Origin of the sequence: Kitasatospora sp. NPDC051164, assembly GCF_044455625.1 — a bacterium.
Lineage (GTDB): Bacteria > Actinomycetota > Actinomycetes > Streptomycetales > Streptomycetaceae > Kitasatospora.
The window spans coordinates 21,251-45,806 of the sequence record NZ_JBITFB010000033.1; the positions used below are offsets into that span (position 1 = coordinate 21,251).

Sequence of the window (24,556 nt, forward strand, 5' to 3'; positions counted from 1 at the left end):
GGCGGGGGGGGGGGGGGGGGGGGGGGGGGGGGGGGGGGGGGGGGGGGGGGGGGGGGCCGGGCGGGGGGGGGGGGGGGGGGGCCGGGGGGGGGGGGGGGGCCCCGGGGCCCCCCCCCCCACCACCGGTGAGACCGGAAAGCGGCGTAGCCGGCCGCGAAAAACAGTGAAGCCGGTCCATCCGAGGATGAACCGGCTTCACTGGAGGACCGGCATGCCGGTCTGCGCGTCAGCGCGAGACCTTACCGGCCTTGATGCACGAGGTGCAGACGTTGAGCCGCTTCGGCGTCCGCCCAATCACAGCGCGCACCGTCTGGATGTTGGGGTTCCAACGACGGGGGGTACGGCGGTGAGAGTGGGAGATGCTGTTGCCGAAGCCCGGCCCCTTGCCGCAGACGTCGCAGTTGGCAGCCACAGGAGTCACTCCAAGACTTCAGATCAGATACTTTCGAAAACCCCACTCACCCACCGGAAGCACTCGCGTGAACCGGGCCGGACAAGGGGGTGAGCCTGGACGGTTCCAGGCAACCGGAAGAGCATACATCGCTTGCTTCCGTCCCACGAAACTACCATGACCGGCCGAGTGATCGCTCCGGTCGCCGGTCCGGACGGCCCTCCCCGCCCCCCGATAACCTGCCGGTATCACCCCTCGCCGCTGCCCTGAAGGTGTTGCCGCCCCACAGGCCGTCGCGGCGTCCCATCCGGAGGAGACCTGGTGCTGCACACGCTCGACGCCCCGGCCGTGCGCACCTGGTGCCAGCTCGCCCTGCGCGCCCTCGGCCAGGCCCGCGAGGAGATCGACGCGCTCAACGTCTACCCGGTCCCGGACGGCGACACCGGCACCAACCTCTACCTGACCGTCGAGTCCGCCGCCGCCGAGGTGGAGAGCCGCTTCGCCGACCCCGCCGCCGAGCCGGCCCCCGGCCTGGCCGACGCGGCCCGCGCGATGGCCCGCGGCGCGCTGGTCGGCGCCCGGGGCAACTCCGGCGTGATCCTCGCCCAGTGGCTGCGCGGCACCGCCGAGACGCTGGCCGAGGGCGGCGGCGCCGAACACCTGCGGGCCGCCCTGCAGCGGGCCGCCGACTCGGCCTACCAGGCCGTCGCGGAGCCCGTCGAGGGCACGCTGCTGACCGTCGCCCGGGTCGCCGCCCGGGAGGCCGTCCGGGCCGGGGACGGGCTCGCCCAGGTCGCCGACACCGCGTACCGGGCCGCCCGGGACGCGCTGCGGCACACCCCCGAGCAGCTCGCCGTACTGGCCGAGAACGGCGTCGTGGACGCCGGCGGGCGCGGGCTGGTGGCCGTCCTCGGCGCGCTCGCCGACGCCGTGGCCGGGCAGCAGCCGATGGGGCCGGTCGCGCTGCGCGGGGACGTCCGGGCTGTCGAGAGCTGCGAGGTGCACGTGCGGCCGCCCGGGCCCGGGCACCCCGCCTTCGAGGTCATCTACCTGCTGGACGCCCCCGACGAGGCGCTGCCCGCGCTGCGCGAGCGGCTCGCCGGGCTCGGCGACTCGCTGGTGATCGGCGGCGGCGACGGCCTGTGGAACGTGCACGTCCACGTCGACGACGCGGGCGCCGCGGTGGAGGCCGGGGTCGGGGCCGGGCGACCGCACCAGATCCGGATCACGCACTTCGCCGAGGCCGCCGCCCGGGCCGGCAGCGCCGCCGAGCGCGGCGAGCGCGAGGAACGGGCCCGTGCGGTGCTCTCGGTGGTCTCCGGCGAGGGCCTGGCCGACCTCTGCGAGCAGGCGGGCGCCGTCGTCCTGCACGCCGACCCGGACCGCCCGCCGGCCAGCGCCGAACTCGCGGCCGCCGTGCGCCGCTCGGCCGCCCGCGAGGTCGTCCTGCTGCTCAACGACCCGGAACTGCGGGCCGCCGCCGGGGCCGCCGCCGACCAGCTGCGCGAGGAGGGCGTCCGGATCGCCGTCCTGCCCACCCGATCGCCGGTGCAGGGCCTGGCGGCGCTCGCGGTGCACGAGGGCGGCCGCCGCTTCGACGAGGACGTGGTCGCCATGACCTCCGCCGCCGGGGCCACCCGGTACGCCGAACTCGCCGTCGCCGAGGGGGAGTCCTGGACGATGGCCGGGGTCTGCCAGGCCGGGGACGTGCTCGGGCTGATCGACGGCGATGTCGCGGTGATCGGCACCGGACTGGAGGAGGTCGGCGGGAGCGTGCTGGACCGGATGCTCGGCGCGGGCGGCGAACTCGTCACCCTGATCCTCGGCGAGGGCACCGACGAGGCGCTCGCTGAACGGCTGGTCGCGCACGTGCGGCACCGGCGGCCCGAGGTGGACGCGGTGGTCTTCCACGGCGGGCAGGAGTCGGCGCCGCTGCTCATCGGGGTCGAGTAGCCGCCGCTCTGTCCGTCCCGTGGTGTAAACAGGGCCGTGATGGGCGCTCTCGATGAACCACTGACCAAGCTCGTCGGCGACCGCACCGCGAAGGTGCTCGCCGACAGCCTCAAGCTGCGCACGGTCGGGGACCTGCTGCACCACTACCCGCGCCGCTACGTCGAGCGCGGCCAGCTCACCAGCCTGGACGAGCTGGAGGTCGACGAGCACGTCACCGTGCTGGCCCGGATCGAGAAGGTCACCCTGATCCCGTTCCGCGGCCGCAAGGGCGACCGCCTGGAGGTCGTCGTCACCGACGGCCGCAGCCGGCTCTCGCTGGTCTTCTTCAACCAGGGCTGGCGGCAGAAGGACCTCAAGGCCGGCGCCCAGGGCCTGTTCGCGGGCAAGGTCGGCGTCTTCAACCGCACCCGCCAGCTGGTGTCGCCCGACTACCAACTCCTCGACGAGGAAGCGGGGTCGGACGCCGCGCAGCAGTTCGCCGGGCGGCTCATCCCGGTTTATGGCGCCAGCGCGCAGATGCCCAGCTGGAAGCTGTCGATCTGCGTCGAGACGGCCCTCACCAAGCACCTCGGCGATGTCGGCGAACCGCTGCCCGCCGAACTGCGCGAGCGGCACGACCTGATCCCGCTGCCCGAGGCGCTGGAGCTGATCCACCGCCCGCGCGGCCAGGCCGACCGCGAGCGCGCCCAGAGCCGGCTGCGCTGGGACGAGGCCTTCGTCCTCCAGGTCGCCCTGGCCCAGCGCCGGGCCGCCGAGTCCGCGCTGCCCGCCAAGCCGCGCAAGCCCCGCGCGGGCGGCCTGCTGGACGCCTTCGACGCCCGGCTGCCGTTCACCCTCACCGAGGGCCAGGAGAAGGTCTCCGCCGAGATCGCCGCCGACCTGGCGACCGAGCACCCGATGCACCGGCTGCTCCAGGGCGAGGTCGGCTCCGGCAAGACCCTGGTCGCGCTGCGCGCCATGCTCGCCGTGGTGGACGCGGGCGGCCAGGCCGTCCTGCTGGCGCCCACCGAGGTGCTCGCGCAGCAGCACCACCGCTCGATCGTCGAGATGATGGGGGACCTGGCCGAGGGCGGGATGCTCGGCGGCTCGGACCTCGGCACCCGGGTGGTGCTGCTGACCGGCTCGATGGGCGTCCCCGCCCGCCGCCAGGCGCTGCTGGACATGGCCTGCGGGGACGCCGGGATCGCCATCGGAACCCACGCGCTGATCGAGGACAGGGTCCGGTTCCAGGACCTCGGCCTGGTCGTGGTCGACGAGCAGCACCGCTTCGGCGTCGAACAGCGGGACGCGCTGCGCGCCAAGGGCGAGCAGCCGCCGCACCTGCTGGTGATGACCGCCACCCCGATCCCGCGCACCGTCGCGATGACCGTCTTCGGGGACCTGGAGACCTCCGTCCTGGACCAGCTGCCGGCCGGCCGCTCGCCGATCTCCACCCACGTCGTCCCGGCGCTGGAGAAGCCCAACTTCCTGGCCCGGGCCTGGGAGCGGGTCCGCGAGGAGGTGGCCAAGGGCCACCAGGCGTACGTGGTCTGCCCCCGGATCGGGGACGAGGAGCCCGCCGACCCGAAGACGAAGAAGAAGCGCCAGGCCTCCGCCGCCGAGGACGACCTGGAGGACGTGGGCGCCGGGAGCGACGAGCGGCGGCCCCCGCTCTCCGTGATCGAGACCACCGAGATGCTGGTGAAGGGCCCGCTGGCCGGGCTGCGGGTGGAGATCCTGCACGGCCGGCTCGCACCGGAGGCCAAGGACGACGTGATGCGCCGGTTCGCGGCCGGCGAGGTGGACGTCCTGGTCGCCACCACGGTCATCGAGGTCGGCGTCAACGTCCCCAACTCCACCGCGATGGTCATCATGGACGCCGACCGCTTCGGCGTCTCCCAGCTGCACCAGCTGCGCGGCCGGGTCGGGCGCGGCAGCGCGGCCGGCCTGTGCCTGCTGGTCAGCGACATGCCGGCGGCCAGCCCCGCCCGGGCCCGGCTGGACGCGGTGGCGGGCACCCTGGACGGCTTCGAGCTGTCCCGGATCGACCTCGAACAGCGCCGGGAGGGCGATGTGCTGGGCCAGGCCCAGTCCGGGGTGAAGTCCTCGCTGAAGGTGCTCTCGGTGCTGGAGGACGAGGAGGTCATCCTCACCGCCCGGACGGAGGCCACCCGGCTGGTCGCCGCGGACCCGGAGCTGGCCGCCCACCCGGAGCTGCGGACCGCGCTGGAGAGCCTGATCGACGAGGACCGCGCGGCCTACATGGAGAAGGGCTGAGGGCCGGCCGGGCCCCCGGATTGTCAGACCCCCGCGAGAGAATGTAGTTGTTCAGGGCGCACCCCCAAGGTGCGTACCTGGCGCGACACTTGGGGGTCCTGCCATGGCATTCCGTCATCTCAACGAGCTCCCGCTCGGCGACAAGGTCTTCCGGATCGAACTCGCCAGCGACGACGACCGCGAGGTCACCCTCACCCTGACCGGCTGGCGCGAGGGGGCGGCCGCCACGCCGCTCGCCTCGGGCAAGCTCCGCCTGCCGGTCGAGGACGTCGCCTCGCTGCGGATCGCGCTCAACCGCGCGCTCCGGGCGCTGGCGATCGTCGCCGACGTCTCCGAGCCCATCCCCGACCGCGACGTGCTGCGCGAGCTGTACCCCGGCCACGGCGCCCCCTGGGTGCCGCAGCACGAGGAGGAGCTGGTCCGGCGCTTCCACGACGGCGAGACCATAGCCCGGATCGCCGCCCGCTTCGGCCGTACGCCCGACTCCGTCCGGACCAAGCTGCGCGAGCTCGGGCACGACCCGCGCCGCCCCGAGTTCTGCCCGCCCGACGGCTGCCTGTCCTGGTCCCGCTACGCCTCGCCGGCGCTGCTCGGTGCGGCCGTCCCGGCCCAGGGCGCGGCGGCGGACGCGAGCTGATGCGCTGACCCCGGGGCCCCGCCGGCGCGTCGGTGGGGCCCCGGCTGTGACTCGCCCGCTCGCCTCCGGGGCGCTCGGGTCCGGTGCCGACGGTCGGCGCTCCCTCGCTCGTGCCTCGCTCCCTCGCTTCTCCCTTTCGGCACCGGCGCGCCCCTTCGGCTCGGGGCGGGATAGCGTGGTCGGGCAGCGACGAAAGGACCTTCCACCACCATGACCCGCGTGATCGCCGGGGCGGCCGGCGGCCGCCGACTGGCCGTACCGCCCGGCCGGGGCACCCGACCGACCTCCGACAAGGCCCGCGAGGCGATGTTCTCCACCCTGGAGGCGCTGCGCGGCACCCTGCACGGGGTCCGGATGCTGGACCTGTTCGGCGGATCGGGCGCGGTCGGGCTGGAGGCGCTGTCGCGCGGCGCCGAGCACGTCCTGCTGGTGGAGGCGGACGGGCAGGCGGCCCGGGTGATCCGGGAGAACGTCCGCGCGATCGGCCTGCCGGGCGCCGAGGTGCGGGCCGCGAAGGCGGAGCAGGTGATCGCCGGCCCGCCCCCGCCGAGCCCGTACGACCTGGTGTTCCTAGATCCGCCGTACGCCGTGACGGACGAGGAACTCCGCGAGATGCTGATCACACTCCTGGCCGGGGGCTGGCTCGCGGAGGACACACTCGTCACCGTGGAGCGCAGCACCCGTGGCGGCGAGTTCGGCTGGCCCGAGGGTTTCGAGGGGCTGCGCTCCCGCCGCTACGGCGAGGGCACGCTCTGGTACGGTGCCGCCGCCGCGGCCGACCAGCAGGAGTAGCGGGCCGCGGGCCCGCACGAGCCGTCACCCCACGAGGGAGCACACACGCCATGCGCCGAGCCGTCTGTCCCGGGTCGTTCGACCCGATCACCAACGGTCACCTGGACATCATCGAGCGGGCCTCGAAGCTCTACGACGTGGTGCATGTCGCGGTCGCGGTCAACCGGAACAAGCAGGGCATGTTCACCATCGAGGAGCGGATCGAGCTCATCGAGGAGACCACCGCCAAGTACGGCAACATCGTGGTCGAGTCGCACCTCGGCCTACTGGTGGACTTCTGCCGGGAGCGCGGCATCCCGGCGATCGTCAAGGGCCTGCGCGCCGTCAGCGACTTCGACTACGAGCTGCAGATGGCCCAGATGAACCACGGGCTGACCGGCGTCGAGACGCTGTTCCTGCCGACCTCGCCGACGTACAGCTTCCTCTCCTCCACGCTGGTCAAGGAGGTCGCGTCGTACGGCGGCGACGTCTCCCACCTGCTGCCCGAGACGGTGCACGGCCGGCTGGTCGAGCGGATCGCGGAGCGCAAGGCCGAGCAGTAGTCGGCAGCTTGTCCTTTTCTGCCGGTTCGTCACGCCTTGTCCGATGGGCGGGAGGCCGGTTCGGTTCGGGCGTTGTGACCCTGCCCCGCGGTGGCCGTACAGTCTGTATCCCTGCCCTGCGGTGAGGTTCACCGCGTCGGGCCTGCCTCCGCCGGACCGTCGGCGGCACACGGAAAGACGAAGCCCCCGTGGACGTGCAGAACAAGGTCGACGAGATCGTGGCGGCGGTCGAGAACGCCCGCTCGATGCCGATGTCGGCCTCCTGCGTGGTGAACCGGGCCGAGCTGATCGGCCTGCTCAACGACCTCAAGGCGGCCCTGCCCGCCGAACTCGCCCAGGCCCAGTCGATGATGGCCGACCACGAGCAGGTGGTGGCAGGCGCGCAGGCCGAGGCCGAGCGGATCATCCAGGGGGCGCACTCCGAGCGCGGCTCGCTGATCTCGGACACCGAGGTGGTCCGCCAGGCCCAGTCCCAGGCGGACCGGATCGTCGCCGAGGCGCGTACCGAGGTGGAGGCCAAGCGGGCCGAGGCCGACGACTACGTGGACAGCAAGCTCGCCAACTTCGAGGTCGTGCTGACCAAGACGCTCGGCGCGGTCGGCCGCGGCCGCACCAAGCTGCGCGGCGACGCCGGTGTCCTCGAGAGCGAGCACGAGGGCGACGGCGACGGCGAGGAGTTCCGGCCGCAGCGGATCAGCCCGAGCCCCGAGGTGGACGAGTACGTCGATGTGAAGCTCGCCACGCTGGAGAACGTGCTGAGCGCCACCCTGGAGGCCGTCGGCAAGGGGCGCGACAAGCTCCTCGGCAAGCGGCCCATCGACGAGCTGGGCGCCTACCTGGCCGCCGCCGACGAGGCGCAGCAGGCCAAGGAGCGGGCCGAGGCGGTGGCGGCGGGCTTCGCCGGCGACGCCGACGGCGCGGACATCGCCTGGTACCGCGAGGACGTCCCGCAGCAGCAGACCTGGCCCGAGCAGGCACCGGCCGCGGCCGGCTGGCAGGACCAGGGGACCGACCGGTACGCGGCCACCCAGCAGCCCGGCGGGCAGTACGCCGAGGTGTACGGCGGCGGCTTCGACCCGGCCGGGCAGGGCGACCCGTACAACACCCAGTGGGGCCAGCAGCAGGCCGGCGGCTACCAGCAGCAGCAGGGCTACCCGGCCCAGCATCAGGACGGCTACGGCTACCAGCAGCAGGGCTACGGCACGCAGCCGTACGACGGCTACAACTACCCGCAGCAGCCCGCAGCGCCGCCGGCGCTGCCGCCCGCCGTGCCGCAACAGCAGCAGGGCCTGGACGAGACCAGCTTCTTCGACACCAGCATGATCGACATGACCAGGCTGAGGGAGCTCGGCGGCCGCTGAGCGGACCACCGCGGAGTCTCCTGACGGGACCGAAGTTGGGCCTGACGGGAGACTCCGGTAGTCTGACCACTCCGGCATCCCCATGTCCGGCTGTCGGCTTGCCCTCGCGACGCCGACGTGACGGAGACGCATCGATCATCCCCATGGAAGTGCAGGACACCGTGAACCGCCTCGACCACCGCGACCCCCTCGTGTTCGACACGCACGAGCTGGGTCGTCGCGCCGGTGGGATGCGCAAGGTGACCCGCACCCTGGAGGCCCCCGAGGGCTTCGGGATCATCGATGTGATCGGCGTTCCGGAGAAGAGCCCGATCGAGCTGGAGCTCCGCCTGGAGTCCGTGGTCGAGGGCGTGCTGGTCACCGGCACCGCCGAGGCCCACGTCGAGGGCGAGTGCGTGCGGTGCCTGGAGCCCGTCGACTTCGACATCGACGTGGAGTTCCAGGAGCTGTACTACTACCCGGAGTCCGACGAGCGCCATCGCGCCCGGACCACGGGGACCGAGGACCTCGAAGAGGACTCGGAGAACGAGACTTACCGTCTGGAGGGCGATTACTTCGACCTCCGGCCGGTGCTGCGTGACGCGGTGGTGCTCGCACTGCCGTTGCAGCCGGTGTGCCAGGAAGACTGCCTGGGCCTGTGCTCCGAATGCGGAGCGCGCCTGAGCGACGACCCGGCGCACCACCACGACGCCGTCGACCCCCGGTGGGCGGCACTGCAGGGACTCTCCGCCACCCCCGGCGACGAGGCCCGCGGCGAAGTCGCTAACGGGCGGCGGGGAACTAAGAACAGCGGTACCCGTGAGGGTCTCGCCGAGAACCAGGAGAAGTAGCCGTGGCTGTTCCGAAGCGGAAGATGTCGCGCAGCAACACGCGCCACCGTCGGTCCAACTGGAAGGCCGTCGTTCCGGCCCTCGTGGCGTGCGACCGCTGCCACGAGCCGAAGCTGGGCCACCTCGCGTGCCCGAGCTGCGGCACGTACAACCGTCGCCAGGTCCTCTCGGTCTGATCGGCGGGGTGCACGGATCGATGTCGGACGGTAACTCCACCCGCAAGGCGTCCGCCGCCCCGAAGGGTTCCTCTTCAGGCGGTGGCAAGGCCGGCGGGCCGGCTTCGACCGAATACGACGTCCTGGAAGGGCGCCTCGGGTACACGCTCGAGCGCGCCCTTCTGGTACGTGCCCTGACCCACCGCTCGTACGCGTACGAGAACGGGGGTCTGCCCACCAACGAGCGCCTGGAGTTCCTCGGCGACTCGGTGCTGGGCCTGGTGGTGACCGACACCCTCTACCGCGTCCACCCGGACGTCCCGGAGGGCACGCTCGCCAAGCTGCGCGCCGCGGTGGTCAACTCCCGCGCGCTCGCGGACGTCGGCCGGGGCCTTGAGCTCGGCACGTTCATCCGGCTCGGCAAGGGCGAGGAGGGCACCGGCGGCCGCGACAAGTCGTCGATCCTCGCCGACACCGTCGAGGCCGTGATCGGCGCCGTCTACCTGGACCAGGGTCTGGACGCGGCCACCGAGTTCGTCCACCGGCTGTTCGACCCGCTGATCGAGGAGTCCTCTCAGCTGGGCGCGGGACTGGACTGGAAGACCAGCCTCCAGGAGCTCACCGCCTCGGTGGGCATCGGGGTTCCCGAGTACGTGGTCATGGAGTCCGGTCCGGACCACGAGAAGACCTTCACCGCAGCGGCCCGGGTGGCCGGCGAGGACTTCGGCAGCGGCGTCGGCCGCTCGAAGAAGGAAGCCGAGCAGAAGGCCGCCGAGAGCGCCTGGCGCGCGATCAAGGAGAAGTACGCCGACCGGCTGCCCGCCGGCGCGTGACGGCGCAGTAGCCTTCTCCTGCCGATCGATTCCGCAGGAGGCGTTTTCCCGTGCCCGAACTCCCCGAGGTCGAGGTCGTCCGCCGTGGTCTGGCCGGCTGGGTCGCCGGGCGGACCGTCGCCGACGTCCAGGTGCTGCACCCGCGCGCGGTGCGCCGCCAGCCGGCCGGCGCGGTCGACTTCACGGCCCGGCTGACCGGCACCACCCTCGGCACCGCGCAGCGGCGCGGCAAGTACCTGTGGGTGCCGCTGTCCGGGACCGGCGCGGGCTTCTCACTGATCGGCCACCTCGGGATGAGCGGCCAACTCCTCGTCCAGGACCCGTCGGTGCCGGACGAGACGCACCTGCGCGTCCGCCTGCGTTTCGCCGACGGCGGGCGCGAACTGCGCTTCGTCGACCAGCGGACCTTCGGCGGCCTGGCGGTCGAGGAGGCCGAGGACGGCGACCCGGAGGGCACGCCCGTCTCCATCGCGCACATCGCCCGCGACCCGCTTGACCCGCGCTTCGACGACGAGGCCTTCGTGGCCGCGCTGCGCGCCAGGCGCACCACCGTCAAGCGCGCGCTGCTCGACCAGACGCTGATCAGCGGCGTCGGCAACATCTACGCCGACGAGGCGCTGTGGCGCTCCAAGCTGCACTACGACCGCCCGACGACGACGTTGACCCGCCCGCAGGCCGCCGTCCTGCTGGCCCACGCCCGGGACGTGATGACCTCGGCGCTCGCCGTCGGCGGCACCAGCTTCGACAGCCTCTACGTCAACGTGAACGGCGAGAGCGGCTACTTCTCCCGGGACCTGGACGCCTACGGCCGTGAGCACGAGCCCTGCCGCCGCTGCGGCACCGCGATCCGGCGGGCGGCCTGGATGAACCGCTCCAGCTACTTCTGCCCCCGCTGCCAGCGCGTGCCGCGGGCCCGCAGCGGGGGCTGAGCCGGGCCTGGCCCTACTTCCGGCCGGCGAGTTCGGGCCGCTCGGCGTCCGCGTCGCCGGGCGTGCCGTGGGTGTCCTGGCCGAAGTAGGCGACCCCGACCGCGGACACCACCGCGAGCAGGAAGCCGAGCACGCCGAGCCAGCCCAGGCCGGCCTTGGAGGAGTCGCCGAGCCAGAGCACGCCGACCGCGCCGGGCAGCACCGTCTCGCCGACCACCAGCGCGGCCGTCGCGCCGTTCACCGAGCCGATCTGCAGCGCCACGGTGTGGATGTACATGCCGCCGAGGCCGCCGACCAGGATCGCGTACAGCGCCGGGTCGGAGAGCAGCGAGCCGAGGTCGAACGGCTCGACGCCGTTCAGGATGCGCACGCCGACGCCCAGGGCGCCGAAGCCGAGACCGGAGAGCAGACCGGCGACGATCGCGCCGCTCGCGCCCATCCGCCGCACCAGCAGGCTGCCGCCGGCCAGCAGCACGATGGTGATGATCAGCAGCCACCAGTGGAAGGACATCGCCGCGTGGTGGCCGCCCTCCGGGCCGGCCGAGACGGCCAGCAGCACCAGGGCCGAGCAGAGCACGCCGATCGAGGCCCACTCCAGCTGCTTGAGCCGGATGCCCAGCAGCTTGATGCTGAGCAGCGCGGTGATCACCAGGTTGGCGCTGATGATGGTCTGGGAGAGGAACAGCGGCAGCAGCCGCGCGGCCAGCGCGCCGAGCCCGAAGCCGATCAGGTCGAGCACCGTGCCGAGGATGAACTCCCAGGTGACGGCGGCCTTCGCGGTCGAGGACAGGCTCGGCCCGCCGTGCTCGGTCGTCGAGGTGGTAGCGCCCTTGGCGGCCTCCTCCCGGGCGGAACGGCGGGATCCGACGGCCTGCAGGACCGAGCCGGTGCCGTAGCAGGCGGATGCCGCCACGGCGGTGACGAGGCCGATGATCACCGAGTGCTCCGATCGGGAGTTGGGTCAAGAACGGGTAATGGGACCGACGGTCCGGGACCCACTATGCCCGTTCACGCGGTACGGTCGGCACGCCCCCTCGGGCGACCCGGAATCGGGCCGGACCCGCCGGGACGTACGCCCGGGCGCCTCCTGCGGTTCCCACGTGCCACCCGCATCAGGGTCGGCTGGGGGAAACATCATCCCCGAGAAGGGGAGCGGCCCCGGCGGACGGCGGGGACCCCCGCTATTACCAGTATGCGAAGGGTATGGCGTGCTCCGACGCCACTCGCGGTAGCGTCGGGGGCATGAGAACCCTTGCACGACGTTCCCGGGGCGCCGGGCCGCTTGCCCTGGTGGCGGCGCTGCTCGGGCTGCTGCTCCTGTTGGCGCCGGCGGCCTCGGCCGCGGGCGGGCTGAGCGACGCCTCCGGCACCCTGAAGAAGGGCAAGGTCTACGTCGACCCGGCGATGACCAGCCGCTTCAGCCAGGCCCAGGCAGACGCCCTGACCAAGAAGATCGACAAGGCCGACAAGCCGATCTTCATCGCGGTCGTCCCCGACTCGCCGGCCTACGGCAAGGACACCGTCTTCAAGGACCTGCGCACCCTGGTCGGCATCGACGGGGTCTACGGGATCTGGCGCGGCAACCAGTTCCTGGCCCACGCGGACCGCGGCGCGATGGGCGCCGGCATCCCGGAGCGGATCTCCGGCGCGGCCTTCCGCTCCCACGACGGCGACATCGACGCCACCCTGAACGACTTCGTCGACCAGGCGGCCCCGCAGACCAAGGGCCAGGGCGTCAACCACAGCACCTCGATCGCCTGGGTGGTCATCCCGCTCGTGCTGGTGGCCCTGGCCGGCGCCGGGGTCTTCCTCCTCTTCCGCCGCGCCAAGAAGCGCAAGGAGGAGAAGGCCCGGGCCGAGCTGGAGCAGCTGCGCCGGGTGGTGGACGAGGACATCACCGCGTTCGGTGAGGAGCTGGACCGGCTCGACTTCAACCCGCGCGCGGGGGACGCCGACGACGCCCAGCGCGCCGACTACGCCCACGCCCTGGACTCGTACGAGAAGTCCAAGCGCCTGATGGACGAGGCCAAGCGGCCCGAGGACGTCAAGCAGGTCACCGAGGCGATCGAGGACGGCCGGTTCGCGCTGGCCACCCTGAGCGCCCGGCGGGAGAACCGCCCGCTGCCCGAGCGCCGTCCCCCGTGCTTCATGGACCCGCGCCACGGCCCGTCCGTGAAGGACGTCGACTGGGCCCCGGCCGGCGGCTCCGCCCGCTCCGTCCCGGTCTGCCAGGCCGACGCGGACCGGGTGGCGGCCGGCCTCGACCCGGCCGTCCGCACCGTGGACACCGAGCACGGCCCGCAGCCGTACTGGAACGCCGGCCCCGCGTACGCCCCGTACGCGGGCGGCTACTACAGCAGCTTCGGCGGCGGCCTGCTGCCGGGCCTGCTGGTCGGCACCATGCTCGGCTCGATGATGAGCACCCCGGCCTACGCGGCGCCCATGATGGACGGCGGCCACCAGCACGGCTACCAGGACCAGTACGACGGTGGCGACTACACCGGCGGCGACTTCAACGGCGGCGACTTCGGCGGCTTCGGCGGCGACTCCGGTGGCGGTGGCGACTTCGGCGGTGGTGGCGACTTCGGCGGTGGCGGGGACTGGTAGCCCCAGGCCCGAGCGTTCGATCGCCCCGCGACTCCCCACGACTCCACGCGGCCCCGCCGGTTCCTCCGGCGGGGCCGCTCCCGTGCACGGCCCCGGGCCCCGGACCCGAGCGGTGACCGGGCGCGCGGGCGGCTAGGGTCGGGGCATGCACGGTCGCGACGCCCACAGTGAGGAACCGGTCCGGGTCACCGCCTGGGTCCGGGGGAAGGTCCAGCAGGTCGGGTTCCGCTGGTGGACCAGGGCACGGGCGCTGGAGGTCGGCCTGACCGGCTACGCGAGCAACCTCGGCGACGGCCGGGTGCAGGTGGTCGCCGAGGGACTCGCGGCGGACTGCGAGCAGCTGCTGGCCCTGCTGCGCGGCCCCGGAACCCCGGGGAACGTCAGCGGCGTGACCGAGATCTGGACGGCCGTCGGCCCTGGTTACGAGGGTTTCGAGATCCGCTGAGCCGCCGCCCGGGGGCCCGCCGCGGGCCCGCCGCCGGGTCCACCGGGAAAAGATCCGGAACGGTCGGTGTCACGAGGTTGCCATCCGGGCAGACTCGTGGTTGACTCCGCATCGAACGATGATCCACGAGCACGTGGTGGACCCCGTCCCGACGACCCCCCAGGCGTGACCACACCGCCGGGCAGGTGACAGGGGCGCGGTAGCGTGCGGTGATCGTGTTGACCCTTTCCGTCTTTGGTGAGACGCTGGAAACCCGCGCACACGACCGCGTTTTCCCGGCAGGCGCATGCCCTCGTGAGCCCAGCTCACAGTGCGTGTGCCGAAGTGCCCAGCCAGCACTTCCGGTGACGCGCCGCGCGTGCGTCCCCCTTCCCCCTAGACCTGGACCGTTCCGGTTCGGTCACTCAGCGTGGAGGACCATACATCATGGCAAAGGCGCTTCTCGGGTACGTCGGCGGCCCCGACCCGCGAATGCTCTCCGAGATGCGGCGGCTTCAGCAGCGCGTCCAGGACCTCGAAGACGAGCTCCTTCGGATGCAGGCTGAGAACGACGCTCTCACCGCTGTCGCTGACGAGCACTCGCTGCTCAACAGCATCGATCTGGATCAGCGGGAGCCGGCCCTCACCTGAGTCCCGCCCGGTCCTCGCAGATCGACGCCGCTGTGCACTGAGCCGCCCCGAAAGGGACGCAGCTTGCAAGGGACGCCCTGATGTGGCGTCCCTTCGTCGTGTCCGGCGCCGGATACAGTCGCACGCTGGGGGCCCTGGCGAGCGACGAGGAGACCGGCCGCGTGCACCTGAAGAGTCTGACGCTGCGCGGGTTCAAGTCCTTCGCCTCCAGCACCACCCTGCGCTTCGAGCCGGGCATCACCTGCGTCGTCGGCCCGAACGGCTCCGGCAAGTCGAACGTGGTCGACGCGCTGTCCTGGGTGATGGGCGAGCAGGGGGTCAAGTCGCTGCGCGGCGGCAAGATGGAGGACGTCATCTTCGCCGGGACGAGCGGGCGCGCACCGCTCGGCCGCGCCGAGGTCAGCCTCACCATCGACAACAGCGACGGCGCCCTGCCGATCGACTACTCCGAGGTGACCATCACCCGGACCATGTTCCGCAACGGCGGCAGCGAGTACGCCCTCAACGGGGAGACCTGCCGCCTGCTGGACATCCAGGAACTGCTCTCCGACTCCGGCATCGGCCGCGAGATGCACGTCATCGTCGGACAGGGACAGCTGGACTCCGTCCTGCACGCCGACCCGATGGGCCGACGCGCCTTCATCGAGGAGGCGGCCGGCGTCCTCAAGCACCGCAAGCGCAAGGAGAAGGCGCTGCGGAAACTGGACGCGATGCAGGCCAACCTCAACCGGGTCCAGGACCTGGTGGCCGAGCTGCGCCGCCAACTCGGACCGCTCGGCCGACAGGCCCGGATCGCCCGCCGGGCCGCCGGAATCCAGGCCGACCTGCGCGACGCCCGGCTGCGGCTGCTCGCCGACGACCTGTCCACCCTCCGCCGGGCCGTCGAGGCCGAGGTCGCGGACGAACTGGCGCTGCGGCTGCGCCGGACCACCGTCGAGCAGGAGCTGGCCCGCGCGGTGCAGCGCGAACGCGTCCTGGAGGCCCAGGTCCAGCAGCTCGGACCGAGCCTGGAGGCCGCCCGGCAGACCTGGTACCGGCTCTCCGCACTCGCCGAACGCACCCGCGGCACCATCGGGCTGGCCGAGGCCCGCGCCCGACACGCCGCCGCCGGCGGCCGGGTCGACGAGCGGCGCGGACGCGACCCCGAGGAGCTGGAACAGGAGGCCGAGCGGGTCCGCGAGGACGAGGCCGCGCTGACCGAGGCACTGGAGCAAGCGCAGTACGCGCTCGCCGAGGCGGTCGAGCGCAAGGGCGAACTGGAACGGGAACTGACCGCCGAGGACCGCCGGCTGCGGGACGCCGCCCGGGCCATCGCCGACCGCCGGGAGGGCCTGGCCCGGCTGCAGGGGCAGGCCGCCGCCGCCCGCTCCAAGGCCGCCGCGGCCCAGGCCGAGATCGGCCGGCTCGCCGAGGCCAGGGACGAGGCGCTGCTGCGCGCCGAGGCCGCGCAGGGCGAGCTCGACGACCTCCAGCACCAGGTGGACGGTGCGGCCGGGGACGACGAACAGGCCGAGGCCGGGTACCGGGAGGCACGCGAGGGGCTGGCCGCCGTCGAACGGGAACTCGCCGCCGCCCGGGAGGCGGCCGGCGCCGCCGAGCGCGAGCGGGCCGGGCTCACCGCGCGGCACGAGGCGCTCTCGCTCGGGCTGCGCCGCAAGGACGGCACCGGCGCGCTGCTGGCGGCAGGCGAACGGCTGGGCGGGCTGCTCGGCCCGGCGGCCGCCCTGCTGCGGATCGAGCCCGGGTACGAGGTGCCGGTGGCGGCGGCGCTCGGCGCCGCGGCCGACGCGGTGGCCGTCGACTCGCCGTCCGCCGCCGCCCGAGCGCTGCGGCTGCTGCGGGCGGACGACGCCGGGCGGGCCGCGCTGCTGATCGCCGGTGCGGCCGAAGTGCCGCACGAGCCGGGGGAGTTGCCGGACGGGGCGCGCTGGGCCACCGAACTGGTGGACGGCCCGGCCGAGTTGCTCGCCGCCGTACGGCGGCTGCTGGCCGGGGTGGCGGTGGTCGCGGACCTGGACGCGGCGCTGCGGCTGGTCACGACGTGCCCCGGACCGTCCGCCGGGCACCCCGGATTGACCGCTGTCACCGCCGATGGCGACCGGCTGGCCGCCGGCTTCGCGCACGGCGGCTCCGGCGGCGCGCCGAGCCTGCTGGAGACCCAGGCGGCCGTGGCCGAGGCGGCCCGGGCGATCGGGCAACTCACCGCCCGCTGCGCCGAGTCGGCCGAGCTGTTGGCCGAACTCACCGAACGGCGCCGGGAGTCGGCGGCCGAGCTCGAGCGGCTCGGCGAGCTGCGGCGGCAGGCGGAGAAGGAGCGGGCCCGGGTCGCGGGAGCGCTCGGCCGCCTCGCCGGGCAGGCCCGCGCCGCCGCCGGGGAGGCCGAACGGCTGTCCGCCGCCGCCGCGCGGGCCGAGCAGGGCCTGGCCGATCTGCCGGCCGCGGCCGAGGAGGCGGCGCAGCGCCTGGCCGCGGCCGAGGAGTCGGCGGACGCGGGGGAGGACGAGCCGGACACCGCCGAGCAGCAGCGGCTGGCGGAGGCCGCGAGCGCCGCCCGGCAGGCCGAGCTGGAGGCCCGGCTCGCGGTGCGCACCCACGAGGAGCGGGTCCGGGCGCTGACCGGGCGGGCGGACCAGCTGGACCGGGCCGCCCACGCCGAGCGCGAAGCGCGCGCCCGGGCGGCCGAGCGCCGCCGCCGGGCCGAGCACGACGCCGGGGTGGCGAACGCCGTCGTGGCGGGCGCCCGGCAGCTGCTGGCCTGCCTGGAGGTGTCGCTGGCCCGCGCGGACGCCGGGCGGGCGGCCGTCGAACAGGCGCGCGCCGAGCGCGAGGAGGAGCTGCGGGAGCACCGCGAGCACGGCCGCGGCCTCAAGGAGGAGCTGGACAAGCTGGTCGACGCCGGGCACCGGGACGAGGTGCTGCGGGCGGAGAAACGGCTGCGGATCGAGCAGCTGGAGTCCCGCGCGCTGGAGGAGTTCGGCATCGACGGCGGCGAGCTGCTCGCCGCGTACGGACCGGACCGGCTCGTCCCGCCCGCTGCGCCGGAGGAGGGCAGGGGGCCGGGGGAGCCGTACCCGTACGTCCGGGCCGAGCAGGAGAAGCGGCTGAAGGCCGCGGAGAAGGCGTACCAGCAGCTCGGCAAGGTCAACCCGCTGGCGCTGGAGGAGTTCACCGCGCTGGAGGAACGGCACAGGTTCCTCGGCGAGCAGCTGGACGACCTCAAGCGCGGGCGGCGCGACCTGCTGGACATCGTCCGGGACGTGGACCAGCGGGTCGAACAGCTGTTCACTTCGGCGTACCACGACACCGCCGCCCAGTTCGAGGGCGTCTTCGCCCGGCTCTTCCCCGGAGGGGAAGGCCGACTGGTGCTGACCGACCCGAACGACATGCTCGCCACCGGGGTGGAAGTGGAGGCCCGCCCGCCGGGCAAGAAGGTCAAGCGGCTGTCGCTGCTGTCCGGCGGCGAGCGCTCGCTGACCGCGGTGGCGCTGTTGGTGGCGATCTTCAAGGCCCGGCCCAGCCCGTTCTACGTGATGGACGAGGTGGAGGCGGCGCTGGACGAGACCAACCTGCGCCGGCTGGTCGGGATCATGGAGGAGCTGCGGGAGAGCTCCCAGCTGATCGTGATCACCCACCAGAAGCTGACCATGGAGTCCGCCGACGCGCTCTACGGCGTGACGATGAAGGGCGACGGCATCTCGCAGGTGATCAGCCAGCGGCTGCGCGCGGAGCACCGGGAGCGGCCGAAGGCGGTACGCGCCGCATCGGTGTAGGGCGGCTGCGGTCCATCCGGGCTCCTGTCACGGATACTGGAGCCGTTATGGGATACGTGATTCTTGCCGTTGTCATCGCCGTGGTCGCCGTCGGCGCGATCGCAGGCCTCGTCGTTTCCGGCAGACGACGCCAGCAGCTGCCTCCGAAGTCGCAGGCGCCGGTCATCACGGCGCCGAAGCCCACCCCGCAGGAGCCCCAGGTCGGCGAGGAGTCCGCGCCGCCGACCGAGGAACCCCGCCGCACCGTCGAGGAGGTGCAACTCCCGGCGGAGCCCGAGGCCCCCGAGGCCCCCGAGGCCCCGGAGGCCGTCGAGGTCGCGCCCGCCGAGGCCGAGGCGGTTCCCGCCGTCGAGGTCCCCGAGCCCACCGCCGGCCGGCTGGTCCGGCTGCGCTCGCGGCTCTCCCGCTCGCAGAACTCGCTCGGCAAGGGCCTGCTCTCGCTGCTCTCCCGGGAGCACCTGGACGAGGACACCTGGGAGGAGATCGAGGAGACCCTGCTCACCGCCGACGTCGGCGTCGCCCCCACCCAGGAGCTGGTCGAGCGGCTGCGCACCCGGGTGAAGGTGCTCGGCACCCGTACGCCCGGGGAGCTGCGCACGCTGCTGCGCGAGGAGCTGGTCGAGCTGATCGGCAAGGACTCCGACCGCACCGTCCGCTCCACCAAGCACGAGGAGGGCCCGGCGGTGGTCCTGGTCGTCGGCGTCAACGGCGTCGGCAAGACCACCACCACCGGCAAGCTGGCCCGCGTCCTGGTCGCCGACGGCCGCAGGGTGGTGCTCGGCGCCGCCGACACCTTCCGCGCCGCCGCCGCGGACCAGCTGCAGACCTGGGGCGAGCGGGTCGGTGCGCGCACCGTGCGCGGCCCGGAGGGCGGGGACCCGGCCTCGATCGCCTTCGACGCGGTCAAGGAGGGCATCGCCGAGGGCGTGGACACCGTCCTGATCGACACCGCCGGCCGACTGCACACCAAGACCGGCCTGATGGACGAGCTGGGCAAGGTCAAGCGGGTCGTCGAGAAGCACGGCCCGGTGGACGAGGTGCTACTGGTGCTGGACGCCACCACCGGCCAGAACGGCCTGATCCAGGCCCGGGTGTTCGCCGAGGTGGTCGACATCACCGGCATCGTGCTGACCAAGCTGGACGGCACCGCCAAGGGCGGCATCGTGGTCGCGGTCCAGCGGGACCTGGGCGTGCCGGTCAAGCTGATCGGTCTGGGCGAGGGCGCGGACGACCTGGCGCCGTTCGAGCCGGGTGCGTTCGTGGACGCGTTGATCGGGGACTGAGACTCCCCGCCGGTCTCCCGCAGGCCACTCGTACGAAAGGTCCGCTCGACCGCTTGGCTTCGAAGGCTTGGCTTCGAAGGCTTCGCTGGAAGGCTTGGCTCGAAGGGTCCGCTCCGCTCGGGGCGGGCCCTTCCGTATGCCCGGATCCGGGCGGGCTCGCGCGGATCACCGCCCGCGCCCCTTCGGCTCGGGGACGAGAGGGCTCGGGGGCGAGAGGGCGCGAGGGCGAGTTACGAAGCCGCCCAGGCGGGCTCGGCGGTGCGCTCGCGGCCGCGGTGACAGGCGTAGGCGAGGGTGCCGAGCAGCAGCCGGGCCTCGGGCGGGCAGCCGGCGTTGTCGCGGGTGGGGCGGCGCAGCCAGCGGACCGGGCCGAGGGCGCCGAGGACGGTGGGCGGGGCGGCGACGTAGCTGCCCTCGCCGTGGCAGGTGAGGTCGAGCGCGGCGTCGTCCCAGCCCATCCGGTACAGCAGGTCGGGCAGGCGGCGGGCGGTGCCGGCAGCGACCAGGAACTGCAGCCGGCCGGTGGGGGCAGCGAGCACCGGGCCGACCTGGGTGCCCATGCGCTCCAGCCGGACCAGTGCCTGCAGGCCGGCCTGCTCGGGGACGTCCAGGACGTCGAAGGCGCGACCGGTGGGGAACAGCACCGAGCCCTCGGCGCGGTCGGCATGGGCCCGGCCCTCGCAGCCCGGCACGGGGTGCAGGCCGGGCGCGGCGCAGCGGCCGGCGCCGCAGGGACAGCGGGTCGGGGCGGTGGCGCCAGTGGCCGGGGCGCCGGTGGCGACCGCCCAGCCCCAGCGGCCGGTGTACTCCGCGGCGGCCCGGGACGCGGTGACCTTGGTGCGGCGGCGCGCGCCCAGCGGTGCCAGCCGCAGGTGCCCCAGTCGAAGTTCGCCGAACAGGTTGTCCATGCCTCCCCCAACAGGTTCTCGTTGCCGATGGTTACGGGATGGTGACTGTGTGTCGATTGTCAGGTGTGTGGTGCGTAGTGCGGTGGCGGCGCGCGGCGCGTGGTGTGCGCCTGTTCCGATGGTGCGCCTCGGGCGCCGCCTTGCGAGGGCGACGCGGATGCCGGATCGTCGGGTGCGCGAAACTGTTGCCGCCCGGAGTGGGTGGTGAACTCGCTTGTGACTGCGGTGGATTGCGGGTTCTGCCGGGTCTACCGGGATGAGCCGGGCGACTTGGCGGCCCGCATATGCCGGACCGTCGGGACTACCCAGTGAAGCGTCTGCCCCCTGACTTCGGTTCACTCCTGGGGGTGGCGAAAGGTGGCGTTTCGCCAGGGTCGCTCCCACGGGCACCTCGCGGGGCATTACGTTCAGCACGCGGATGTCGCCGTGATCCCGCTCCGGGCCACCGGAGAACGGGAGTTGGGAATCTGACGGGACGTCCGCGACGATGGCACACCAGTGCGAGGGCGCGGTACGGCACCACCTCAGGCACGGCAGGCACGTCTGGCAAGAGCCCGCAACCGTCGGGCGGTCACGATCGGGGGCCCCGCGAGGGGCCGGGCGGGATGGGACGTTCCCATGGCAGAGAAGCAACCCAATGAGAAGCTGACCACGTGGTTCACCCGCAGCGGTTGGTCCAAGGGCGAGTTGGCCCGCCAGGTCAACCGCCGGGCCCGGCAGATCGGCGCCCACCACGTGTCCACCGACACCTCGCGGGTACGCCGCTGGCTCGACGGCGAACAGCCCCGCGAGCCGATTCCCAAGATCATGTCGGAGCTCTTCTCCGAGCGCTTCGGCTCGGTGGTCTCGATCGAGGACCTCGGCCTGCGCGCCGCGATTCCGGTCTCCACCGTGGGCGGCGGCGTCGACCTGCCGTGGAGCGGCCCGCAGACCGTCCAGCTGATCAGTGACTACTCCCGCAGCGACCTGATGCTCAACCGCCGGGGCTTCCTCGGCACCTCGCTGGCGCTGACCGCCGGCGCCGCGCTGATCGAGCCGATGCAGCGCTGGCTGACCCCCGGCCCGACCGGCATCCCCACCCCGATCCTCACCGCGGCCAACGGCGGCGAGGCGTTCACCGGCCGGCTCTCCGAGCCCGAGCTGGAACTGCTGGAGCAGACCACGGTCATGTTCCGCCAGTGGGACGCGCAGAACGGCGGCGGGCTGCGCCGCAAGGCCGTCGTCGGCCAACTGCACGAGGTCACCGACCTGCTCCAGGAGACGTACACCGAGGACACCACCCGGCGGCTGTTCCGGCTCACCGCCGAGCTCGCCCACCTGGCCGGGTGGATGTCGTACGACGTCGGGATGCACCCGAGCGCGCAGAAGTACTACGTGCTGGCCCTGCACGCGGCCAAGGAGGCCGGTGACCGCCCGTTCGGCGCGCTGATCCTCACCGACATGAGCCGCCAGATGATCCACCTCAACCGGGGCGAGGACGCCCTGGAGCTGATCCACCTGGCGCAGTACGGCAGCCGTGACACCGCCACCCCGCGCCAGCAGTCCCTGCTGTACGCGATGGAGGCGCGCGCCTACGCCACCATCGGGGAGATCAACCGCTGCGCCCGGGCGATCCGGCTGTCCGAGGACACCTTCACCGACATCCGTGAGGGCGACGGGGACCCGGACTGGCTGAAGTTCTTCTCACCGGCCGAGCTGAACGCCGAGAACGCGCACTCCTTCCGCGACCTCGCCTACCACTCGGACAACGCCGAGCTGTACGCCTCGCTGTCGGCGCCGGTGATGGAGCGCGCGGTCGACCTGTTCCGCCAGGACGGCGACCACGTGCGCTCGTACGCCTTCAACCTGATCGGCATGGCCAGCGTGCACCTGCTGCAGAAGGAGGCCGAGCAGGCGGCGGTGATGGCCGAGCAGGCGGTGGACATCGCGACCAAGGTGCGCTCGGAGCGGCTGAACTCCCGGGTGCGCAAGACCACGGAGGCCGCGGCGGCCCGGTTCAAGGGCGTGGACGCCGTCAGCCGGCTCAAGGAGCGGGTCGTCCAGGACATCCCGGAGTACCTCTCGGTGGTCTGATCACCGCTCCCTCCCCGACTCCACCACCCGCCCCGACTCCACCGCCCGTGCCGGCCGCCGCCGTCGCGGGCGGTGGCTCCTCCGCGCCGGGGCCGGGCCGTGCGGCGGCACGGTAGCCCCTCCGGGCCGCCGCGGGGCCGTGGTTCACGCAGCCGTAACCCGCGCGTCGCACGCGTCACGGCCGCGAAACAACCGGCCGCATTGGCCGAAACCAGCCTTCGGCACGCTCCTCTTCATCGCCGACACCCCGGGTGGCACGGGACAGGTACCCGGGTGCGGATCGGCTTGGACGCAGAGGAGACGCCGATGCCGGACGGCTTCAGCGCGGGCGACACCGCCTTCGTGCTCATCAGTGCGGCCCTGGTCATGTTGATGACCCCGGGCCTGGCCTTCTTCTACGGGGGCATGGTCAGGGCCAAGAGCACACTCAACATGCTGGCGATGAGCTTCCTCTCGCTCGGCATCGTGACCGTGCTCTGGGTCCTCTACGGGTACTCGCTCAGCTTCGGGCCCGACGCCTTCGCCGGCCTGATCGGCAACCTGGACTTCCTCGGGATGCGCGGCATCGGCCTGAACGAGCTGACCGGGAGCATCCCGATCACCGCCTTCGCGGTCTTCCAGCTGATGTTCGCGATCATCACCCCGGCGCTGATCAGCGGCGCCATCGCGGACCGGGCCAAGTTCGCCGCCTGGGGCCTGTTCATCGCACTCTGGGTGACGATCGTCTACTTCCCGGTCGCGCACTGGGTGTTCTTCTTCGACGGCGGCCACGGCGGCTGGCTGGGTGACAGAAACGGCGTGATCGACTTCGCCGGCGGCACCGCCGTGCACATCAACGCCGGTGTGGCGGGCCTCGCGCTCTGCCTGGTGCTGGGCAAGCGGGTCGGCTTCAAGAAGGACCCGATGCGCCCGCACAGCCTGCCGCTGGTGATGCTCGGCTCCGGCCTGCTGTGGTTCGGCTGGTTCGGCTTCAACGCGGGTTCGGCGCTGGCTGCCAACGGGGTCGCCGCGATGGCGATGGTCAACACCCAGGTCGCCACCGGCGCGGCGCTGGTCGGCTGGCTGATCTACGAGAAGCTCAAGCACGGCGCCTTCACCACGCTGGGCGCTGCCTCCGGCGCGGTGGCCGGGCTGGTCGCGATCACCCCGGCCTGCGGCTCGGTCAGCCCGCTCGGCGCGGTGGCGATCGGCCTGGTCGCGGGCGCGGTCTGCGCCGCCGCCGTCTCGCTCAAGTACCGCTGGGGCTTCGACGACTCGCTCGACGTGGTGGGCGTGCACGCGGTGGGCGGGGCGATCGGCTCGCTGCTGATCGGCCTGTTCGCCACCGGCGGGGTCGGCCAGACCGCCAAGGGCCTGTTCTACGGCGGCGGGCTGGGGCAGCTCGGCAAGCAGGCGATGGGCGTGGCCGTGGTCGCGGCGTACTCCTTCGTGCTCTCCTGGCTGCTGGCCAAGGCGGTCGACAAGCTGGTCGGCTTCCGGGTCGCCGAGGAGGTCGAGGTGGCCGGCATCGACCAGGCCGAACACGCCGAGTCCGCCTACGATTTCAGCGCTGTCGGGGCGGGCCTGGCCCGGGCCCTGCCGGGCCTGGCCGCGGCCGCCGCGTCGGCCGGATCGTCCGCCGGTTCGTCCGCCGAGAAGCCCACCGAGAAGGCCGCCGGAAAGGCGGCCGAGAAGACCGAGGTCGACGCCTGATGAAGCTCATCACCGCCGTGATCAAGCCGTACCGCCTGGACGAGGTGAAGGCCGCCCTGCAGGCCTTCGGAGTCCACGGCCTGACCGTCACCGAGGCCAGCGGCTACGGCCGTCAGCGCGGCCACACCGAGGTGTACCGGGGCGCCGAGTACACCGTGGACCTGGTGCCGAAAGTCAGAATCGAGGTCCTCGTCGAGGACGAGGACGCCGACGACCTGATCGAGGTCCTGGTGAAGGCCGCCCGGACCGGGAAGATCGGCGACGGCAAGGTCTGGAGCGTCCCGGTCGACACCGCCGTACGGGTCCGCACCGGCGAGCGTGGCCCGGACGCCCTGTAGCCCCCGCCCGTCGGCGGGCCTGTGATCCCCCGAGGGGACCACGGGCCCGCCGACGGCGTACCCCGCTCGGCCGAACCGCGCCGCACCGCATTCCCGGCGCACCGTGGCACGGCCCACCCCGCACGACGGAC

General features: G+C 73.2%; 21 protein-coding genes. 18 read left to right on the top strand and 3 right to left on the bottom strand.

Features of this window, described 5'->3' with window-relative positions; translation table 11 throughout:
- Window positions 1-226: 226 nt before the first annotated feature.
- Window positions 227-412, bottom strand: coding sequence for a 50S ribosomal protein L28 (gene rpmB, locus ACIBEC_RS37295; RefSeq protein WP_014138233.1), 186 nt, complete (start codon window positions 410-412; stop codon window positions 227-229).
- 300 nt (window positions 413-712) lie between these two features.
- On the opposite strand from rpmB, the gene ACIBEC_RS37300 reads away from it, so the two are divergent.
- The 10 genes from ACIBEC_RS37300 (at window position 713) to mutM (ending at window position 10,679) form a co-directional block, all read left to right on the top strand.
- The gene (locus tag ACIBEC_RS37300; protein ID WP_360504605.1) at window positions 713-2,344 is read left to right on the top strand and encodes a DAK2 domain-containing protein; all 1,632 of its coding nucleotides are present in this window, start codon (window positions 713-715) and stop codon (window positions 2,342-2,344) included.
- A gap of 39 nt (window positions 2,345-2,383) precedes the next feature.
- Window positions 2,384-4,600: an ATP-dependent DNA helicase RecG gene (recG, locus tag ACIBEC_RS37305; RefSeq protein ID WP_360504606.1), complete on the top strand. Its 2,217-nt coding sequence runs from the start codon at window positions 2,384-2,386 to the stop codon at window positions 4,598-4,600.
- A gap of 103 nt (window positions 4,601-4,703) precedes the next feature.
- Window positions 4,704-5,237 (top strand): hypothetical protein, encoded by a 534-nt coding sequence (locus ACIBEC_RS37310; RefSeq protein ID WP_360504608.1) that lies wholly within the window; start codon window positions 4,704-4,706, stop codon window positions 5,235-5,237.
- Window positions 5,238-5,447: 210 nt separating this feature from the next.
- Complete coding sequence (rsmD, locus tag ACIBEC_RS37315; RefSeq protein WP_360504610.1) at window positions 5,448-6,029, top strand: 16S rRNA (guanine(966)-N(2))-methyltransferase RsmD; 582 nt, start codon at window positions 5,448-5,450, stop codon at window positions 6,027-6,029.
- A 50-nt stretch (window positions 6,030-6,079) separates the two neighbouring features.
- Window positions 6,080-6,571 (top strand): pantetheine-phosphate adenylyltransferase, encoded by a 492-nt coding sequence (coaD, locus tag ACIBEC_RS37320; RefSeq protein ID WP_360504612.1) that lies wholly within the window; start codon window positions 6,080-6,082, stop codon window positions 6,569-6,571.
- Between the two features lie 188 nt (window positions 6,572-6,759).
- Window positions 6,760-7,932, top strand: coding sequence for an ATP synthase F0 subunit B (locus ACIBEC_RS37325; RefSeq protein WP_360504614.1), 1,173 nt, complete (start codon window positions 6,760-6,762; stop codon window positions 7,930-7,932).
- Between the two features lie 143 nt (window positions 7,933-8,075).
- The gene (locus ACIBEC_RS37330) at window positions 8,076-8,762 is read left to right on the top strand and encodes a YceD family protein (protein ID WP_360504616.1); all 687 of its coding nucleotides are present in this window, start codon (window positions 8,076-8,078) and stop codon (window positions 8,760-8,762) included.
- 2 nt (window positions 8,763-8,764) lie between these two features.
- Window positions 8,765-8,938, top strand: a complete 174-nt coding sequence (gene rpmF / locus ACIBEC_RS37335; RefSeq protein ID WP_350641993.1) for a 50S ribosomal protein L32 — start codon at window positions 8,765-8,767, stop codon at window positions 8,936-8,938.
- Between the two features lie 20 nt (window positions 8,939-8,958).
- Complete coding sequence (gene rnc, locus ACIBEC_RS37340) at window positions 8,959-9,750, top strand: ribonuclease III (RefSeq protein WP_189923506.1); 792 nt, start codon at window positions 8,959-8,961, stop codon at window positions 9,748-9,750.
- A gap of 50 nt (window positions 9,751-9,800) precedes the next feature.
- On the top strand, window positions 9,801-10,679 hold the full coding sequence (gene mutM / locus ACIBEC_RS37345) for a bifunctional DNA-formamidopyrimidine glycosylase/DNA-(apurinic or apyrimidinic site) lyase (protein WP_360504618.1): 879 nt from the start codon (window positions 9,801-9,803) through the stop codon (window positions 10,677-10,679).
- Window positions 10,680-10,692: 13 nt separating this feature from the next.
- Here mutM and ACIBEC_RS37350 read toward each other — a convergent pair whose 3' ends face one another.
- Complete coding sequence (locus ACIBEC_RS37350) at window positions 10,693-11,616, bottom strand: hypothetical protein (protein ID WP_360504620.1); 924 nt, start codon at window positions 11,614-11,616, stop codon at window positions 10,693-10,695.
- A gap of 305 nt (window positions 11,617-11,921) precedes the next feature.
- On the opposite strand from ACIBEC_RS37350, the gene ACIBEC_RS37355 reads away from it, so the two are divergent.
- From ACIBEC_RS37355 to ftsY, 5 genes are all read left to right on the top strand, one after another.
- Window positions 11,922-13,286, top strand: a complete 1,365-nt coding sequence (locus ACIBEC_RS37355) for a hypothetical protein (RefSeq protein ID WP_360504622.1) — start codon at window positions 11,922-11,924, stop codon at window positions 13,284-13,286.
- Window positions 13,287-13,431: 145 nt separating this feature from the next.
- A complete protein-coding gene (locus ACIBEC_RS37360) occupies window positions 13,432-13,731 on the top strand; it encodes an acylphosphatase (protein WP_360504624.1) in 300 nt (99 codons plus the stop codon).
- 426 nt (window positions 13,732-14,157) lie between these two features.
- Window positions 14,158-14,361 carry a hypothetical protein gene (locus tag ACIBEC_RS37365; RefSeq protein ID WP_360504626.1) on the top strand — a complete coding sequence of 68 codons (204 nt, stop codon included), beginning with the start codon at window positions 14,158-14,160 and terminating at the stop codon, window positions 14,359-14,361.
- Between the two features lie 161 nt (window positions 14,362-14,522).
- On the top strand, window positions 14,523-18,131 hold the full coding sequence (gene smc / locus ACIBEC_RS37370) for a chromosome segregation protein SMC (RefSeq protein ID WP_360504628.1): 3,609 nt from the start codon (window positions 14,523-14,525) through the stop codon (window positions 18,129-18,131).
- A gap of 47 nt (window positions 18,132-18,178) precedes the next feature.
- Complete coding sequence (gene ftsY, locus ACIBEC_RS37375) at window positions 18,179-19,414, top strand: signal recognition particle-docking protein FtsY (protein ID WP_360504629.1); 1,236 nt, start codon at window positions 18,179-18,181, stop codon at window positions 19,412-19,414.
- A gap of 230 nt (window positions 19,415-19,644) precedes the next feature.
- Here ftsY and ACIBEC_RS37380 read toward each other — a convergent pair whose 3' ends face one another.
- Window positions 19,645-20,322 (bottom strand): bifunctional DNA primase/polymerase, encoded by a 678-nt coding sequence (locus ACIBEC_RS37380; RefSeq protein ID WP_360504631.1) that lies wholly within the window; start codon window positions 20,320-20,322, stop codon window positions 19,645-19,647.
- A gap of 618 nt (window positions 20,323-20,940) precedes the next feature.
- On the opposite strand from ACIBEC_RS37380, the gene ACIBEC_RS37385 reads away from it, so the two are divergent.
- The 3 genes from ACIBEC_RS37385 (at window position 20,941) to ACIBEC_RS37395 (ending at window position 24,425) form a co-directional block, all read left to right on the top strand.
- Window positions 20,941-22,395: a hypothetical protein gene (locus ACIBEC_RS37385; protein ID WP_360504633.1), complete on the top strand. Its 1,455-nt coding sequence runs from the start codon at window positions 20,941-20,943 to the stop codon at window positions 22,393-22,395.
- A gap of 306 nt (window positions 22,396-22,701) precedes the next feature.
- Window positions 22,702-24,087 (top strand): ammonium transporter, encoded by a 1,386-nt coding sequence (locus tag ACIBEC_RS37390; protein ID WP_360504635.1) that lies wholly within the window; start codon window positions 22,702-22,704, stop codon window positions 24,085-24,087.
- Window positions 24,087-24,425: a P-II family nitrogen regulator gene (locus tag ACIBEC_RS37395; RefSeq protein ID WP_045700226.1), complete on the top strand. Its 339-nt coding sequence runs from the start codon at window positions 24,087-24,089 to the stop codon at window positions 24,423-24,425. Before ACIBEC_RS37390 ends, ACIBEC_RS37395 begins: the two co-directional genes overlap by 1 nt.
- Window positions 24,426-24,556 lie beyond the last annotated feature (131 nt).

What these genes read in the sequence shown, in the direction of transcription:
- coaD (WP_360504612.1), top strand. Translation starts at nt 6,080, where the DNA reads ATGCGCCGAGCCGTCTGTCCCGGGTCGTTCGACCCGATCACCAACGGT.
- ACIBEC_RS37355 (WP_360504622.1), top strand. Translation starts at nt 11,922, where the DNA reads ATGAGAACCCTTGCACGACGTTCCCGGGGCGCCGGGCCGCTTGCCCTG.
- ftsY (WP_360504629.1), top strand. Translation starts at nt 18,179, where the DNA reads ATGGGATACGTGATTCTTGCCGTTGTCATCGCCGTGGTCGCCGTCGGC.
- ACIBEC_RS37390 (WP_360504635.1), top strand. Translation starts at nt 22,702, where the DNA reads ATGCCGGACGGCTTCAGCGCGGGCGACACCGCCTTCGTGCTCATCAGT.
- ACIBEC_RS37395 (WP_045700226.1), top strand. Translation starts at nt 24,087, where the DNA reads ATGAAGCTCATCACCGCCGTGATCAAGCCGTACCGCCTGGACGAGGTG.
- ACIBEC_RS37385 (WP_360504633.1), top strand. Translation starts at nt 20,941, where the DNA reads ATGGCAGAGAAGCAACCCAATGAGAAGCTGACCACGTGGTTCACCCGC.
- ACIBEC_RS37330 (WP_360504616.1), top strand. Translation starts at nt 8,076, where the DNA reads ATGGAAGTGCAGGACACCGTGAACCGCCTCGACCACCGCGACCCCCTC.
- ACIBEC_RS37310 (WP_360504608.1), top strand. Translation starts at nt 4,704, where the DNA reads ATGGCATTCCGTCATCTCAACGAGCTCCCGCTCGGCGACAAGGTCTTC.
- ACIBEC_RS37365 (WP_360504626.1), top strand. Translation starts at nt 14,158, where the DNA reads ATGGCAAAGGCGCTTCTCGGGTACGTCGGCGGCCCCGACCCGCGAATG.
- rsmD (WP_360504610.1), top strand. Translation starts at nt 5,448, where the DNA reads ATGACCCGCGTGATCGCCGGGGCGGCCGGCGGCCGCCGACTGGCCGTA.
- rnc (WP_189923506.1), top strand. Translation starts at nt 8,959, where the DNA reads ATGTCGGACGGTAACTCCACCCGCAAGGCGTCCGCCGCCCCGAAGGGT.
- ACIBEC_RS37380 (WP_360504631.1), bottom strand. Translation starts at nt 20,322, where the DNA reads ATGGACAACCTGTTCGGCGAACTTCGACTGGGGCACCTGCGGCTGGCA.
- recG (WP_360504606.1), top strand. Translation starts at nt 2,384, where the DNA reads ATGGGCGCTCTCGATGAACCACTGACCAAGCTCGTCGGCGACCGCACC.
- ACIBEC_RS37360 (WP_360504624.1), top strand. Translation starts at nt 13,432, where the DNA reads ATGCACGGTCGCGACGCCCACAGTGAGGAACCGGTCCGGGTCACCGCC.